Source organism: Mesorhizobium sp. WSM4828 (assembly GCF_055811175.1).
The window spans coordinates 105,359-119,598 of record NZ_JBVVQK010000012.1; the positions used below are offsets into that span (position 1 = coordinate 105,359).

At 62.2% G+C, this 14,240-nt stretch carries 17 protein-coding genes; 8 read left to right on the forward strand and 9 right to left on the reverse strand.

What is annotated here, in order from left to right:
• Window positions 1–32: 32 nt before the first annotated feature.
• Window positions 33–206: a hypothetical protein gene (locus tag AC0L2X_RS16100; protein ID WP_352489353.1), complete on the reverse strand. Its 174-nt coding sequence runs from the start codon at window positions 204–206 to the stop codon at window positions 33–35.
• Window positions 207–352: 146 nt separating this feature from the next.
• Here AC0L2X_RS16100 and AC0L2X_RS16105 point away from each other — a divergent pair, with 146 nt between their 5' ends.
• The gene (locus AC0L2X_RS16105) at window positions 353–1,879 is read left to right on the forward strand and encodes a sensor histidine kinase (RefSeq protein ID WP_352489352.1); all 1,527 of its coding nucleotides are present in this window, start codon (window positions 353–355) and stop codon (window positions 1,877–1,879) included.
• A gap of 43 nt (window positions 1,880–1,922) precedes the next feature.
• On the opposite strand, the gene AC0L2X_RS16110 is transcribed toward AC0L2X_RS16105, so the two are convergent.
• Window positions 1,923–2,414, reverse strand: a complete 492-nt coding sequence (locus AC0L2X_RS16110; protein ID WP_352489351.1) for a hypothetical protein — start codon at window positions 2,412–2,414, stop codon at window positions 1,923–1,925.
• Window positions 2,415–2,424: 10 nt separating this feature from the next.
• Window positions 2,425–2,751, reverse strand: a complete 327-nt coding sequence (locus tag AC0L2X_RS16115; RefSeq protein WP_352489447.1) for an ElaB/YgaM/YqjD family protein — start codon at window positions 2,749–2,751, stop codon at window positions 2,425–2,427.
• A gap of 227 nt (window positions 2,752–2,978) precedes the next feature.
• Here AC0L2X_RS16115 and AC0L2X_RS16120 point away from each other — a divergent pair, with 227 nt between their 5' ends.
• A complete protein-coding gene (locus AC0L2X_RS16120; protein WP_352489350.1) occupies window positions 2,979–3,359 on the forward strand; it encodes a response regulator in 381 nt (126 codons plus the stop codon).
• A gap of 30 nt (window positions 3,360–3,389) precedes the next feature.
• On the opposite strand, the gene AC0L2X_RS16125 is transcribed toward AC0L2X_RS16120, so the two are convergent.
• Both AC0L2X_RS16125 and AC0L2X_RS16130 read right to left on the reverse strand, forming a co-directional pair.
• Entirely contained in the window at window positions 3,390–3,941 is a 552-nt protein-coding gene (locus AC0L2X_RS16125) for a sigma-70 family RNA polymerase sigma factor (protein ID WP_023678544.1), read from the reverse strand.
• Between the two features lie 3 nt (window positions 3,942–3,944).
• Complete coding sequence (locus AC0L2X_RS16130; protein WP_473555316.1) at window positions 3,945–4,148, reverse strand: NepR family anti-sigma factor; 204 nt, start codon at window positions 4,146–4,148, stop codon at window positions 3,945–3,947.
• 216 nt (window positions 4,149–4,364) lie between these two features.
• Here AC0L2X_RS16130 and AC0L2X_RS16135 point away from each other — a divergent pair, with 216 nt between their 5' ends.
• The 5 genes from AC0L2X_RS16135 to AC0L2X_RS16155 all read left to right on the forward strand — a co-directional run bounded on the left by AC0L2X_RS16135 (window position 4,365) and on the right by AC0L2X_RS16155 (window position 7,528).
• A complete protein-coding gene (locus AC0L2X_RS16135) occupies window positions 4,365–5,159 on the forward strand; it encodes a response regulator (protein ID WP_352489349.1) in 795 nt (264 codons plus the stop codon).
• 227 nt (window positions 5,160–5,386) lie between these two features.
• Window positions 5,387–5,551 carry a DUF1328 domain-containing protein gene (locus AC0L2X_RS16140; protein ID WP_023678541.1) on the forward strand — a complete coding sequence of 55 codons (165 nt, stop codon included), beginning with the start codon at window positions 5,387–5,389 and terminating at the stop codon, window positions 5,549–5,551.
• Between the two features lie 191 nt (window positions 5,552–5,742).
• Window positions 5,743–6,777, forward strand: a complete 1,035-nt coding sequence (locus AC0L2X_RS16145) for a sensor histidine kinase (RefSeq protein WP_352451150.1) — start codon at window positions 5,743–5,745, stop codon at window positions 6,775–6,777.
• Between the two features lie 139 nt (window positions 6,778–6,916).
• On the forward strand, window positions 6,917–7,087 hold the full coding sequence (locus AC0L2X_RS16150; RefSeq protein WP_352489347.1) for a hypothetical protein: 171 nt from the start codon (window positions 6,917–6,919) through the stop codon (window positions 7,085–7,087).
• 195 nt (window positions 7,088–7,282) lie between these two features.
• Entirely contained in the window at window positions 7,283–7,528 is a 246-nt protein-coding gene (locus AC0L2X_RS16155) for a YMGG-like glycine zipper-containing protein (RefSeq protein ID WP_006328050.1), read from the forward strand.
• A gap of 97 nt (window positions 7,529–7,625) precedes the next feature.
• Here the strand turns inward: AC0L2X_RS16155 and AC0L2X_RS16160 are convergent, their stop codons facing one another.
• The 4 genes from AC0L2X_RS16160 to xylF all read right to left on the reverse strand — a co-directional run bounded on the left by AC0L2X_RS16160 (window position 7,626) and on the right by xylF (window position 12,705).
• Window positions 7,626–9,248 (reverse strand): CHASE domain-containing protein, encoded by a 1,623-nt coding sequence (locus AC0L2X_RS16160; protein ID WP_473600017.1) that lies wholly within the window; start codon window positions 9,246–9,248, stop codon window positions 7,626–7,628.
• A 130-nt stretch (window positions 9,249–9,378) separates the two neighbouring features.
• Window positions 9,379–10,179 (reverse strand): ATP-binding cassette domain-containing protein, encoded by an 801-nt coding sequence (locus tag AC0L2X_RS16165; RefSeq protein ID WP_352564573.1) that lies wholly within the window; start codon window positions 10,177–10,179, stop codon window positions 9,379–9,381.
• Window positions 10,180–10,193: 14 nt separating this feature from the next.
• Window positions 10,194–11,522 (reverse strand): sugar ABC transporter permease, encoded by a 1,329-nt coding sequence (locus AC0L2X_RS16170; RefSeq protein ID WP_352489344.1) that lies wholly within the window; start codon window positions 11,520–11,522, stop codon window positions 10,194–10,196.
• Between the two features lie 142 nt (window positions 11,523–11,664).
• Complete coding sequence (gene xylF, locus AC0L2X_RS16175) at window positions 11,665–12,705, reverse strand: D-xylose ABC transporter substrate-binding protein (RefSeq protein WP_292655550.1); 1,041 nt, start codon at window positions 12,703–12,705, stop codon at window positions 11,665–11,667.
• A gap of 286 nt (window positions 12,706–12,991) precedes the next feature.
• On the opposite strand from xylF, the gene AC0L2X_RS16180 reads away from it, so the two are divergent.
• Window positions 12,992–14,236, forward strand: coding sequence for an ROK family protein (locus AC0L2X_RS16180; RefSeq protein WP_473600018.1), 1,245 nt, complete (start codon window positions 12,992–12,994; stop codon window positions 14,234–14,236).
• Window positions 14,237–14,240: the final 4 nt, after the last annotated feature.

The window sequence follows — 14,240 nt, forward strand, 5'->3', positions numbered from 1 at the left end:
TGATGCGAGCTGGCACGGGCGATGGAGAGAACTTAGCCGCTGGGCGTGTTGCCCTGTTCGGTCTTCGGCGTCTCGATCATCCAGCCGTATATTTCGGCGACGCCCCAGGCGATAAAAGCCAGCAACAGCGCGGCGATCAGGATACGAAGGACATGCCGACCCCGCCCCCCTTGACGGGCTTTGTTTTCAGGAATGATTTTTGGCATTGTCTGGCTCCATATTTGGCGCCGGCAGGCATAACTAGCGGGGCGTTGGCTGGTAACGGTCCCCCGCCGCGAAAGTTCCGGCTCTGCAAGGCGGCAAACCGGTCGGTTGGCCTGACCAATCAGCGGAGCCGGCCACCGGGGGCATAGTGGACGACAATAGCCAGAAAACGCCGGGCCTGCCGGCCGATATTCGCCGTGTGGTGGGCGCCGCGGACCGCCTTGCCGTGCTGCACGGCCTCGACGCGCTGGACAGGGCTGCCGACCCCGATTTCGATCGTATCGGCGGTCTTGCCGCTTCGGCGATGCAAACGCCTGTCGCACTGATCACGCTGGTCGATGCCGAGCGGCAGTGGTTCAAGTCCTGTATCGGCCTCGACGAGACCGAAACCGCAACCGAGACATCGTTCTGCGCCTATACCATCGCAGCCGGCAACGTGCCGATGGTGGTGGTCGATGCGGCGGCGGATCCGCGGTTCAAAGCCAATCCGCTGGTCACCGGCGAGCATCATATCCGCTTTTACGCAGGCGTCCCGATCGTAATCGACGGCGCGCTGATCGGCACGCTGTGCGTGCTCGACCGGAAGTCGCACGCACGTCCCTCCTCTGTCCAGCTCGACCAGCTGTCGGCGCTGGCTGGACTCGCCGCCAGCCTGTTCACGCTGAAGGATGCAACACGTAGCGCGGCGATAGCCAAGGCCGCACTGGTTCGAGAGGAAAAGCGGCGCGCTATCGCGCTCGACGCGGCTTCGCTTGCCAGCTGGGCATGGGATATCCGCAGCGACATGATCGACTGCGATGTCCTGCTGTCTGAATTGTTCAACCTGCCGAAGTCGAACCGGCTGAGGGCGCGCGACATCCTGACCGCCATCGACCCGCGCGACGTTCACCAGACCGAAACACGCTTTCGCGACGCGCTGACCGGCAGCGACGACTATTTTGGCGAATACCGTGTCAAAGGCCTCGATCCGCCGCGATGGATCGCAACGCGCGGCCGCGTCATAGAGCGCGACGGCGAGGGCAAGCCGACGCTGATCTTCGGCGTCAACTACGACATTACCGAACGCAAGCTTGGCGACGAACGTCAACGGCTGTTGCTGCGCGAGCTCAATCACCGCGTCAAGAACACTTTGGCAACCGTACAGGCGCTGGCGACGCAGACCGTTCGCCACGCCCGCCAGCCAAGCGAATTCCTCGAAGCCTTCAGCGCCAGGCTGCAGGCACTGGGCGTTGCGCACAGCATGCTGTCGGACCGCGAGTGGCGCGGCATCGGCATCCGCGAGCTGGTGCAGATCGAGGTAAGGCCGTTCCAAGCCGCCGGACAATCGCGAATGGCGATCTCCGGCGCCGATGTCCTGCTCTCACCCGACCAGGCAGTCGGGCTCGGACTGATCCTGCATGAACTGGCAAGCAACGCACTGCAATACGGGTCGCTCTCGGTTTCCTCCGGAAAGGTCGATCTCGATTGGAAGGTACAAGGCAGGAAGGGTGCACGGCGTCTGTTGCTGGCCTGGCGCGAAAGCGGCGGCCCGCGGGTTGCGCCGCCCGAACGCCATGGCTTCGGCTCGATCTTGATCCGCCGCAGCCTCGCCAAGGTCATTTCCAGCGAGGTGACCCACGAATTCCGGCCGGACGGCGTGGTCGCCGAAATATCGATTCCGCTCGAAGATTTGTGACGCCAGCATTTTGCGACCGGGCGCCAGAATCGTTTGCCCCGAACTATTCCTCCGAACTATCCCGTTTGCCGGTATCCGGATCATCGGAGCCGCGGTTCACGTTCTCGCGGTAGATGGCGTAGGCAGCGAGTGCTATCGCCGGGCCGAGAATGGCGCCCAACCCGCCCTTCGCCAGGCCACCTTTGCCCTTGAGCAGCGCCGGCAGCACGGCGAGTGCCGCAGTGATGCCAATAGCCTTCATGTCGGCGCTGCGTCGCTTCGCCCGGCGCCTGGCGCGCGAGCCGGCCGACATCCGGTAGACGAGCAGGATGAGACCGGCGATTGCCAGAAAGCCGATCCCGAAGCTCAGGGAAGCTGCCATCGGCCCATAGCGGGCCGCCGCCCAGATATAGGCCGCCCCGACCAGGAAGCCGAGGCCGCACAGCGCCGCGAGCGCTGCGACCGAATAGACAATCGCAGCGACGCGCGCGCGTTGCACCGCTGCAATGGTTTCGCCCGAGGCGAGGCCCGAGATCAGCGATGCAAGCATTCCCATGCGTGCAGAACTAGCGGCGCGCGAGAAGCGCGAAGAGGAATCCGACGCCTGCGGCGATCGCCAGTGAAGTCACCGGCTTTTCGCGCATATGCGCTATCATCTGCGCCTCGATGTCCCTGGCGTTGCTGCGCAGGCTGTCGAAGGCCGCCTCGCCCTGGGTTCGCAACTGCTCGACGCTTTCGGCGGCGGCTCGCCTTGCAGCTCCATAGCCATGTTCGCCGGTTTTGGCCAACAGCTTGGTAAGTTGTTCGATGTCGGCCTTCAGTTGTGCGATGTCGGCCTCAATATCGGAATTCGTGCGGGCTTCGTTCGCGGCCTTTCCTGTGGCAGTCGCCATTGCTTCACTCTCCATGCTTTTTGCTCGGTCGAAACGCCCGACAGACCCCAAGGTTCCGGCACGAACCTCTTCTAACCCTATCTCCGGCAGCGCGGGTTGCAAATGCCTTGCATGGGCCGAGGCCAACGCATCCGCGCCAGCGCGTTTTTTTAAATGACAGCATGCCAAATAACCATCATGACTTCCTCCGTTTCACGATAGAGACGCGTTTGAGGAGATATTGCTGCGTGCGCCCATCGCTTGACGGTTTGCGGATTCTTATCCTGGAAGATGAGTTCCTGATTGCTATGGATATCGAGCAGCTTTGCCGCGACTACGGCGCGCTCGATGTGGTCATCGCCCGCGATCTGACCGAGATCGAACAGCAAGACGTTGCCGCGCAGTTCGATGTGGCCATCGTCGACCTCATGCTGAGCGGCGTTTCGACGCTCCAATTTGCTTCGCGGCTGCGTGAAGCGGGCATCCCGTTCGTCTTCGCTTCGGGCTATTCGGATACCGACGAGATCAAGAAAGCTTTTCCCGGCGTCAGGCTGGTCACCAAGCCCTATTCGGGAGACGATCTCGTCGAGGCAGTGGTAACGGCCTGCAGGCGCACGCCGCTTCGCTGAGGCGCGGAGCGGTTCGAACACGCCCGCGCTTCACGCAGCCGTCGATCCCGTTACCTGAGCCGAAATTGCGTCCGGGCCATACTCGTCTTCACCGGAGATCTTCAGGATTTCCTGCAGCCGTGTGCGGGCGCGGCTGACGCGGCTCTTGATCGTTCCGACGGCGCAGCCGCAGATCTCGGCCGCTTCCTCGTAGGAGAAGCCCGACGCCCCGATGAGGATAATGGCTTCGCGCTGGTCTTCGGGCAGCAACTCGAGCGCGCCGCGAAAGTCCTCGAGGTCGAGCTGGCCGTGCTGGGCCGGATGAACGGCAAGCCTGGCCGTCATGACGCCATCGCTGTCCTGCACCTCGCGGCCACGCTTGCGCATCTGCGAATAGAATTCGTTGCGCAAGATCGTGAACAGCCATGCCTTCAGATTGGTGCCGGGCTGGAAGCTTTCATGCTTGTCCCATGCCTTGACCAATGTTTCCTGCACCAGGTCGTCGGCCTTGTCGGCGTTTTGCGTCAGCGACACGGCAAAAGCCCGCAGGCTCGGGATCGAGCCGAGCAAGTCGGTCTTGAAGCCCTGGGAGACGGCCGCCATGCCTCAGTCCTTCTTTTGTACAGGTTCGGCCTTTTCCAACTGACTGAGCAGTTGGGCGAAGCGATCCGGCACATTGTCGGAGACCAGCTCGTCGTAGTATTGTTTGAGTTTGCGGCCGATTTCTGAGTTCGGCCCAAGCGGGTCGCGGGAAGCAGCCCGGCGCCCGTTGCCAACGCCACCCGTGGTAGCTTTCGTCATGTTCTTCATTTCGCCCTTTTGTCCCAGCCTTAAGCCGCCCTTCAACACATAACGCAAGGCAAGCGGCAGCCTCGTCTGGTTGCCCAACCCCGCCCTAAACGCCAGCCCGCATACTTAGTTCCGCATGACCGGAACTTTTTCGCACAACCCGCGTTTCTAAGTTTGGGCTTGCGAACCGTTTTTAGCTGTAACATGCAATCACGTCATATGAGGGAGACGTCCGATATGAGCCTATCAGCAACCATCGCTCCGCACCTGCCGTTCCTGCGCCGCTTCTCGCGCGCGGTATCCGGATCGCAGGAGAGCGGCGACGCGCTGGTCGCCGCAATGCTCGAGGCCATCATTGCCGATGTCGACATCTTTCCGAACGCATCGACCGACCGCATCGCTCTCTACAAGGTCTTTGCCAAGCTCTTCACCTCAGTGGCCATTCGCGTTCCGCAGGAGCATGCCCAGTCGGCATGGGAACAGCGCGCCGCGGCCAATCTGAATGCAATTGCGCCTCGTCCCCGCCAAGCCTTTCTGCTGGTCGCGGTCGAAGGCTTCAGCGAAGACGAGGCGGCGGAGATTCTCGACGTCGACGAACAGGAATTCTCCGAACTCCTCGCGCAGGCGAGCAACGAGATCTCCCGTCAGGTGGCAACCGACGTGCTGATCATCGAGGATGAGCCGCTGATCGCCATGGATATCGAAGAAATGGTCGAAAGCCTCGGCCACCGCGTCGTCGGAACGGCGCGCACCCACGCCGAGGCGGTGGCGATGTTCGGCAAGGCGAGGCCAAAGATGGTGCTTGCCGATATTCAGCTCGCCGACGGCAGTTCGGGCATCGCGGCCGTCAATGAGATCCTGTCCTCGACCTCGGTGCCGGTGATCTTCATCACCGCCTTTCCCGAGCGCCTGCTCACCGGCGAGCGGCCGGAACCGGCTTTCCTCGTCACCAAGCCGTTCAATCCGGACATGGTCAAGGCGCTTATCAGTCAGGCCCTGTTCTTTGACCGGCACGCGAAAGCCGCGGCATGAAACAGCTGGCGGCCGAGCTGCGGCCGCCGGGATAGCCGATCCCTCGGATCAGATGGGCGTGATGCCGGCTCAACTCACTGGCAACCAACTGGGGCAATCAACTGGACCTTTTTCACACACCGCGGCAATTCGGGCCCTGAAGATTTTCGGCATCGTCTTTTTCGGAAAATGGTGGAACAAACGGAGGCGAATCACGTTTTCACCGCAGCATTGGAAGGAGATCGATCATGCTTTACTGGGCGCTCGTATTTCTCGTCGTGGCGATTATCGCCGGTGCGCTTGGTTTCGGCGGCATCGCTGGTACCTCGGCCGGCATAGCACAGATATTGTTCTTCATCTTTCTCGCCTTCCTGATCATATCGCTTATTGCCGGCCTGATCAGACGAGCGTGAATGCCAAGCGGCCATTCGAGCGAACACTGGAAGCCGCACCCCTCAAACGGTTTCCAGCCACCGCCGGGCAGTGTCCTCCAACGGGATGCCGCTCGGCGGACCGCTTTTTAAGGCTTGATACGAAGCTCCTCCTTTTGGAACCCATTTTTCCGCGAGCCGTTCAGCCCGACATGGGTTGAGCAAATTGACCGATGCGTTCCAGAGTCGGAAAAATGAAAGACCGCGGCCAGAGTGATGAGATCATCGCTTTGCATCCCGCCGAAAGCGGGATGCAGCTTGGCCGAGCCCTTCTCCATGCACTGCACAATGCCGGGATTTCCGTCCTGTACCAGGATCGCGAGATGAAGACGGTGTGGGCGCGTAACATGCGCGCGCCCTGGACTTCCGATGCCTCCGACAACAACGGCATCTTGCCGCCGGCGCAGGCGGAGCGTATCGGCGCCGCCAAGCACGACGTCATCGTCTCCGGCAATCCTCAACATCTCGAACTCAGCGTGCCGGCCGATGACGGCGCCCGCTGGTTTCAGGTATGGATAGACGCCGACCGCAGCGAGACCGGCGCGGTGCAGGGCGTCGTGACCACCATGGTCGAAACAACCGAGCAGAAACGCCGGGAGCAGACGTTGAAGGCGCTGCTGCGCGAAGTCAGTCATCGCTCCAAGAACCTTTTGGCCATCATACAGAGCATCGCCACCCAGACGGGCCGCTATTCCGGCAGCATTGACGATTTCCTGACGCGTTTCCGGGGCCGATTGCAGTCGCTGGCCTCCTCGCAGGACCTGGTTACGTCATCCAATTGGCGGGGAGCGGCGCTGCGCGAGCTGGTTTCCGGTCAGGTCGGCAGGTACGGCGCGGACCCCTTGCACAGTCTGCGTTTCCGCGGCGCAAATCCATATCTCAACCCCAATGCCGCCTTGCACATCGGCTTGGCCATGCATGAGCTCGCCGTCAATTCGGTCAGCTATGGCGCACTGTCGCGCAGCGACGGTTTCGTCGAGGTGACAGCCGATCTGACGGCAGCTTCCGCTGGTGAGCCTGCGCTGTCACTGACATGGGCCGAAGTGATCGGAGCCAACGACAATCAGCGCAGCGAGAAACGTTTTGGCAGCGTCGCGCTTGAACGCGTCGTGCCCACTTCGTTGAACGGAACGGCGACACTCGAAATCACCGGGAACCGCCTCGAATACCGCCTCGTCGTTCCTCACGGCAATTTCGAGACGGATTGAACGATCCGCGGTCGCCGCGAGAAGGCTTGCTGCGCGGCGCCAACCTTAACCGACTGTTCACCATAAGGTCCGATCCTGTCCGAACGTGCCGATCCGCCGGACATCGATTGAGTTTGGCACAAAATGAAAGGAATGGGCCTTGACGGCTGCCGACTTGAACAGACTGGAACAGGCCGCTCGCGTCTCGATGGGCGGTTTTCAGGATCCCGACGCGTCCGCAGCGCCCGCGCCTCGTGTTTTGCCCCTCCGTTTCGCCGCCGTCGCGCTTATGGCCGCGATCGTCCTGACCGCCGCCTCCCAGCTGATCTGATCGAGCTCGCCTCTGCTTGATCGGCTTGAAACGATGCGTCCTTGGAGATTTCCGGGTTCGTGGTAGCATCGAACGGCGCACGCCCCGAAAAAGACTATCTTAATCAACAATGAAATCGTGCGGGCAAAGGCCGTACTTTCATGCTAAATGGCGGCTGGAGCTTATTAAAGTGAGGACAAAAGTGAGGATGACTCCATGCGGAAGATGATTATTGCCATGGTTGCCGTGGTTGCGGTCAGCGGCTGCACCACCACGGAAGAGAACGTGGGTATCGGCACTGTGGGCGGCGCACTCATTGGTGGCGCTGTTGGCGGCGGCAAGGGCGCTTTGATCGGCGCTGGCGCTGGTGCGATTGGCGGTCTGCTCGTTCGCCGTCTGCAAAATGGCTACTGCCAGTACAGAGATCGTCACGGCCGGATCTACACAGCTCGCTGCAACTAGTTTCGAACTCCAGGCCACAGCGAACGCGGGGACGGGCCACCTGTCTCCGCGTTTGCCTTTTAAAGCGCTGCTGCGACGCGGCCCACGAGACGGCGTTTCAGGCCGGCAGCGGAACCTTGATTTCCACTTTCAAGCCATCTTCGCGAAAATCGCGCCTGATTGTGCCACGCAATTCGCGTGTGACGTTGAGATCGATCAGTCTGGTGCCAAAACCGCTCTTTGCCGGTGTCGCGAGCTTCTTCTGACCGGCCTCGCGCCAGTTGAGAGCCAATGTCCGGGCGCCGCCGCGGCCTTCGAGCGACCAGTCGACCTTCAGCGCACCGACTGAATTGCCGGCCTCGCCGTGCTTCAGCGCATTCGTCGCCAGTTCATGAAAGACGAGGCCGAGTGCCTGCGTCGTCTTTTCGTCAAGAAGAACCTCCGGTCCTGACAGCAGCCCTTCAGGAAGCTCGCTGCCGAACACCTGGCCAAGCTCGATGCGCAGCAGGTCGCCGAGATCGGCTTTCTGCCAGCGTGAGCGCGTCAACATATCCTGGGAAGCCGCCATCGCCTGCAGCCGGGCCGAGAAAGACGCCGAGAATTCCTGGACGTCGGTGGTGTGCGATGCTGTCTGGCGCGCGATTGCCAGCACCCGCGTGATCGAGTTCTTGATGCGATGCTTCATCTCTTGCAGCATCAGGTCTTTTTCCAGCAGGCTCTTTTCGGTCGTTTCATGAAGCAGCGAGACCGCCTCATAAGCCCGCTCCTGATAGCGGGCCACCAGCGCGATGGCGCCCGCAAGCAGCAGTCCGAACAATCCGAGCATCACCGGGATGGCGCGCGAGGAAGGTTGCGAGAAGGCACTTGTCGGCCTGAACAGGACGACCCACGGCCGGCCGGCGACGGTGATCTTGCGGGTGACCAGCAGCCTGTCGCCGAGGCTCGAAACAGGCGGCGTTTCCGACTGGAACAGCAGGTTGTCGCTGTCCACCGTGCCGTCATAGATCTCGGTGTTGACCGGCAGCAATGGTGCCCGGCTGAGCGCAGCCTGGAACAGGTCACGGGCGCGGAAGGCCGCATAAAGAAAGCCGGCAGTCGAGGATCTCGACGCGTTCACGGCGTCCGGCGCGCTTTCGACATTGAGCCGGACGAAGACGAGGAACCCGGTGAAGGTCTGCGCGGCACCCGTATCCTTGCCGAGCTGCACGAGCCCGCTGGCGTGCTGCTGGTCGTCGGCCATCGCCTTTTCGATCGCCTCGCGCTGCGCCGGCCCGGTGAACATGTCGTAGCCGATGCTGGATTTGTTGGAGGGATCCAGCGGTTCGAACAGCACGATGGGCGTACGCCACGGCAAGTTCGTGTCGGGATAGATCGGATGGCTTGCGCCGTGATCGTGCAGGACATCGCGCTCGACCGCCGCCTCGTTTCCCGTCTTCGCCAGGCGGAGGAAGCCGATGCCGCGCAGGCCGGCGAAATTATTGTCGATGTCGAGCGCTTTGAAGAAAGCCTTGAACTCGCCCTGCGAGATACCGCCATTGCGCGCGTCGAACAGCGCCCGGGTTGAGCGCAGCAGCGACAGGTCCAGGTCGATGCGGCTTTCAATCCGGTTAAGCGCGTCGTCGGCCGTCGCCTCGAATTTTATGCGGGCCGCCTCCTGGGTGGCAAAATAGGCAAAACCCGCCATCGTCAGGCTGATCAGCGCGACGGCGATGAAAGCAACGGTCGGAAAAAGCTTCTTCAATTGCGGATACGTCCCGTGGACGGTTCGGCATCTTTATGGGCAAGTCCCGACGCCAACACAATGGCGAGGCCAAAGCATGGTGACGGCTGGCATATTTTGGCGACTTGTGATTAGCCGGCTAATTCTCGTTTCATGCGGCGATCTTCAGGGCGCCCGGCCCCGGAATGGCGCCGGGTGGGCACTTGCCGAGGATAATCATGCCGAGCACTTCGTCCTGGGTGACGTCGGTTGTGCGTGCCGTGCCGACAACCCGACCGTTCTTCATGACGCAGACACGGTCGGCAAGCTCGAACACGTCGTGAATATCATGGCTGATCAGGAAGATGCCGATGCCGTCGGACTTGAGCTGCCTGACCAGTTCGCCGACCTGCGCCGTCTCTTGCGGCCCGAGTGCCGCCGTCGGCTCGTCCATGATCAGGATGCGGGCGTTGAACAGGATGGCGCGGGCGATCGCAACCGACTGCCGCTGGCCGCCTGAAAGCTTTACCACCGGCTCCTTGAAGCGTTGGAAACGCGGATTGAGCCTGCCCATCACCTTGCGCGCCTCGGCCTCCATGGCGACGTCGTCGAGCGTACCCCAGCCGGTCATCAGCTCGCGGCCGAGAAACAGGTTGGCGGCCGCATCGACATTGTCGGCCAGCGCCAGCGTCTGGTAGATCGTCTCGATACCGTACTTCTTGGCGTCGCGGGGATTGGAGATCGAAGCCTCCTCGCCGTTGACGAAAATCTGGCCCGCATCGCGCTTGTAGGCGCCGGACAGGATTTTTATCAACGTCGATTTGCCGGCACCGTTGTGTCCGAGCAAAGCCATCACCTCGCCCGGGAAAAGGTCGACAGAGGCATCGTCGACGGCGCGAATGCCGCCGAAGGCGATCGAGATGTTGCGCATGTCGATCAGCGGCGTGCCCGTGGGGGCGGTCCTGTCTGCCATGCTCGTTCTCCTCACTAGACCCGTTTGCGATAGACTGTATCGAGCCACACCGCGACCACCAGCACGGCGCCGACAACGATGCTCTGAAGCGGCGAATCGATGCCGAGCAGGACCATGCCGGATTGCAGCGACTGCATCAAAAGCGCGCCGAGCATGGCGCCAAGCACTGTGCCGGAGCCGCCGGCGAGCGACGTGCCGCCGATCACCGCCGCCGCGATGACCAGGAGTTCGTCCAGGGTCCCCAGCGCATTGGTCGACGCATTGAGGCGGGCCGATGCGATTGCCGCACTTATCGCGGCCAGCACGCCCATGATCATGAACACCTTCATGGTCACCCAGCGCGTGTTGATGCCGGCAAGTTCCGCCGCTTCCGGGTTGCCGCCAATGGCAAAGACATAGCGGCCGAAACGGGTGCGTTTGGTGATGAAGGTCATGACGATGCCGACTGCGACAGCGATCAGCACCGGTATGGCGATGCCATGGGCGATGAACAGCCCGCCTTCGGGGAGGGTGATGCCGTTCCGCTGGGCGTACTGGCGAACGATGCCGATCGGCCAGGGATAGGAATTGGCGATCCAGACAGCGCCAAGGATGGCGGCACAGGCGACAACACCGAGCAGGGTCTCCGCCCAGACGGGGCGCAGCGGAAATTTGAACCGCTTGCGCTGCGACCGGCCGTTGAGCAGCATGAAGGCGACGCCCACACAGGCGAGAATGCCGACGATCCAGCTTGCGGTTGCGCCGATCGAGCCACGCGGCCCGCCGCCCATGAGCTGGAAGGTGGCGTCGAGCGGCGCGACGGTGCGCCCGCTCGTCATCAACCATGCCATGCCGCGCCATACCAGCAGGCCGCCCAGCGTCACGATGAAGGCCGGAACCTCGAGATAGGCGATGATAAAGCCCTGGAACGCGCCGATCAGGAGGCCGAGCGCCACGCCGGCAGCCAGCGCGATGATCCATATCCAGGGATTTCCAAGCTGGAATCCCATGACGCGGATGAGGAATTCGGCCTGCGCCACGCCCATCACCATGCCGATCACGCCTTCGACGGAGCCGACAGAAAGATCGATGTTGCGCATCACGATGACCAGCACCATGCCCGTCGCCATGATCGCGACCGAGGAGGTCTGCACCGACAAGTTCCAGAGATTGCGCGGCGTGAGGAAAAGCCCACCCGAGAGTATGTGGATCCCGACCCAGATGACTAGCAGCGCGCCGACCATGCCGAGCATGCGCGTGTCGAGTTCGGTTGCCTTGAGAAATCGGGCAACGATGCCGAGCTCGGATTCACGCGCCCGGTCTGCCGTGCCGTCGACCGGCGTGTTCGAAGTTGTGTCGGTCATCTTGTTTCTCCCGCCGGGTTGCCGTCTGCCGCGGATGCCGGAAGCAGCCTAGAAGTTATCCGCCGGAAGCGGAAAAACAACTCTTCTTGAAAAAACGCCGCGGCGAGCGGCCGCGGCGTTCGGACGTCTCGGAAACGTCGGCTCAGTTGCAGACTGCAACAGTGCCCGCCGCCACGCCGGCGCAGACCTCTTCTTTCTTGATCCAGCCGGCGTCGATGACGACGTTGAGGTTATCCTTGGTGATGGCGACCGGGGTCAGGAACAGCGACTTGACGGTATTGCCGCCGGGCGTGGTGAAATCCTTCACGCCGGCAATGTCGGTCATCTGCTTGCCGTCGGCCAGTTGCGAGGCGATCTCGGCGGCGTTCTTGCCGAGCTCGCGCGCGTCCTTCCACACCGACACGGTCTGTGTGCCGAGCGCGATGCGGTTCAGCGCGGCGTGGTCGCCGTCCTGGCCCGAGACCGGAACAGATCCGGCCAGCCCTTGCGCCGTCAGCGCGGCGACGACGCCGCCGGCAGTGCCGTCGTTGGCGGCGACCACGGCATCGACCTTGTTGTCGTTCGCCGTCAGGAATTGTTCCATGTTCTTCTGGGCGTTGGCCGGCAGCCAGCCGTCGGTATAGGCCTCGCCGACATTCTTGATCTTGCCGCTGTCGATAGCGTCCTTCAGCACTTCCATCGAACCGGCAAACAGGAAATCGGCATTCGGATCGGCACCCGAGCCCTTGATGAAGACGTAGTTGCCTTCCGGCTTCACCTTGAACACTTCGCGGGCCTGCATGCGGCCGACTTCCTTGTTATCAAAGGTCAGGTAAAAGACGTCCTTGTTCTCGATCAGCCGGTCGTAGCCGACAACCGGAATACCTTCGTCCAGCGCCTTTTGCACGGCTGGCCCGATGGCTGAAGCGTCCTGGGCCAGGATGATCAGTGCGTTGGCGCCCTGCGAGATCAGGCTCTCGACGTCGGTGAGCTGCTTGCCGGGGTTGGACTGCGCGTCGGCGGAAATATACTTGTCGCCTGCGGCCTCGATGGCCGCCTTCATTGCGGCCTCGTCGGTCTTCCAGCGCTCTTCCTGGAAGTTCGACCAGGAGACGCCGATGACCTTGTCTTTAGCCTGCGCCACCGACGCCAGCGCCAGCGTCATGGCGACACCCGCCAGAATGGCGGTCGTGAATTTCTTCATCATATCCTCCCTGCGCCGCGTACGGCGTGACCAATTGGCTCAAAGACCACCTTAGAAGCTCTAATTTTTTCGAGCCTCGAAAAAATACTGGCCCGATCTCCGGCTGCTGTCAACATCGATTCTGATGGATTTTGATGACTCTGCGAGTTTTTTCGAGCGTCGGAATAAACGATGACAGCGCCACCGGCATCTGACACTATTTGCCTGCATCCGACACTATTTGTCGGACATTACCGACGGCTTCCGGTTCATGAGCGGCCGCGGCAACCGGGAGGAAAGCAAAACGATGTCGGTCGGAATCCGCCATGACGATTTGCGCCGGCGCAACCGGGCGATGGTGATCTCGGCGGTGCGCCGGGCCGGCCAGCCATCGCGTACTGAGATCGCAGCAACCACCGGCCTCAGCCATTCGACCATATCGGCGATCTCCTCCGACCTGATACGGGAAGGCATCCTCGCCGAGAGCAAGGCAAGCGAGCCCGTTTCGTTGAAACGCGGTCGTCCGCAGGTCGGCCTCGCCCTCAACCCGGAAGCTGCGGCGGTGTTGACCGTGGTGTTGTCGCTGAATTTCCTGTCGGCCGCCATTATCGACTATGCGGGACAGGTGGTCGCCGAGGAACAGCGCCGGCTGGACACGCTGACCATGCCGCGCGACGAGTTGATCCGTGAATGCATGGCCATCGTCCGGCGCCGGCTTGAGGATCCAGACCTTGACGTCCGCAGTGTCGCCCGCATCGCGCTGGCTATCCAGGGCATTACCGACTCCCCTGCACGCGCCATGCTGTGGTCGCCGATCACGCCGCAGACCGACATCGCCTTTGCCGACATGCTGGAGGACGAATTCGGCATCCCGGCAACGGTGGAGAACGACTGCAACATGATGGCGGTGGCTTTGCGCTGGCGCAATCCGGATCGCTATCGCGACGACTTCATCGCCATCCTGCTTTCGCATGGCATCGGCATGGGGCTGGTGCTGAAGGGCGAACTGTTCACCGGCACGCATTCCTCGGGCGGCGAATTTGGCCACATGATCCATCGTCCGGGCGGCGCGCTCTGCCGTTGCGGGCGGCGCGGCTGCATCGAGGCCTATGCCGGCAACTACGCCATCTGGCGCAACGCCAGGCAGATGAGCGAAGACAGCGAACCGGTCGCCGACGTCAGCGACGCCGACATGCGCGCACTGGCGGCCCGGGCGCGCGAGAAGGATGGGCCGGAACGCGAGGCCTACCGCAAGGCCGGCGAAGCGCTGGGTTTCGGTCTCGGCTCGCTGTTCGCGCTGATCGATCCGGCGCCGGTCGCGATGGTCGGCGCCAGTGCCGCTGCCTTCGATCTGATCGAGCCGGCCTTGCGCGAGGCCATCGCCCAGACCGCCGGTGGCCAGCATTCGGGCTCGATCTCCTTCGACACCGAACCAAACGAATTGCCGCTGATCCGCGAAGGCTGCGCGATGCGGGCGTTAAGCTTCGTCGACCAGGAGATTTTCGCGCCGGGCGCGCAAATGAGGCCCGGCGTCAGAAAGCACGTAGCCTGACCAG

Coding starts and splice junctions, on each gene's coding strand:
- AC0L2X_RS16100 (WP_352489353.1), bottom strand. CDS start 206: ATGCCAAAAATCATTCCTGAAAACAAAGCCCGTCAAGGGGGGCGGGGT.
- AC0L2X_RS16110 (WP_352489351.1), bottom strand. CDS start 2,414: ATGGGAATGCTTGCATCGCTGATCTCGGGCCTCGCCTCGGGCGAAACC.
- AC0L2X_RS16115 (WP_352489447.1), bottom strand. CDS start 2,751: ATGGCGACTGCCACAGGAAAGGCCGCGAACGAAGCCCGCACGAATTCC.
- AC0L2X_RS16125 (WP_023678544.1), bottom strand. CDS start 3,941: ATGGCGGCCGTCTCCCAGGGCTTCAAGACCGACTTGCTCGGCTCGATC.
- AC0L2X_RS16130 (WP_473555316.1), bottom strand. CDS start 4,148: ATGAAGAACATGACGAAAGCTACCACGGGTGGCGTTGGCAACGGGCGC.
- AC0L2X_RS16135 (WP_352489349.1), top strand. CDS start 4,365: ATGAGCCTATCAGCAACCATCGCTCCGCACCTGCCGTTCCTGCGCCGC.
- AC0L2X_RS16140 (WP_023678541.1), top strand. CDS start 5,387: ATGCTTTACTGGGCGCTCGTATTTCTCGTCGTGGCGATTATCGCCGGT.
- AC0L2X_RS16145 (WP_352451150.1), top strand. CDS start 5,743: ATGCGTTCCAGAGTCGGAAAAATGAAAGACCGCGGCCAGAGTGATGAG.
- AC0L2X_RS16155 (WP_006328050.1), top strand. CDS start 7,283: ATGCGGAAGATGATTATTGCCATGGTTGCCGTGGTTGCGGTCAGCGGC.
- AC0L2X_RS16165 (WP_352564573.1), bottom strand. CDS start 10,179: ATGGCAGACAGGACCGCCCCCACGGGCACGCCGCTGATCGACATGCGC.
- AC0L2X_RS16170 (WP_352489344.1), bottom strand. CDS start 11,522: ATGACCGACACAACTTCGAACACGCCGGTCGACGGCACGGCAGACCGG.
- xylF (WP_292655550.1), bottom strand. CDS start 12,705: ATGAAGAAATTCACGACCGCCATTCTGGCGGGTGTCGCCATGACGCTG.
- AC0L2X_RS16180 (WP_473600018.1), top strand. CDS start 12,992: ATGTCGGTCGGAATCCGCCATGACGATTTGCGCCGGCGCAACCGGGCG.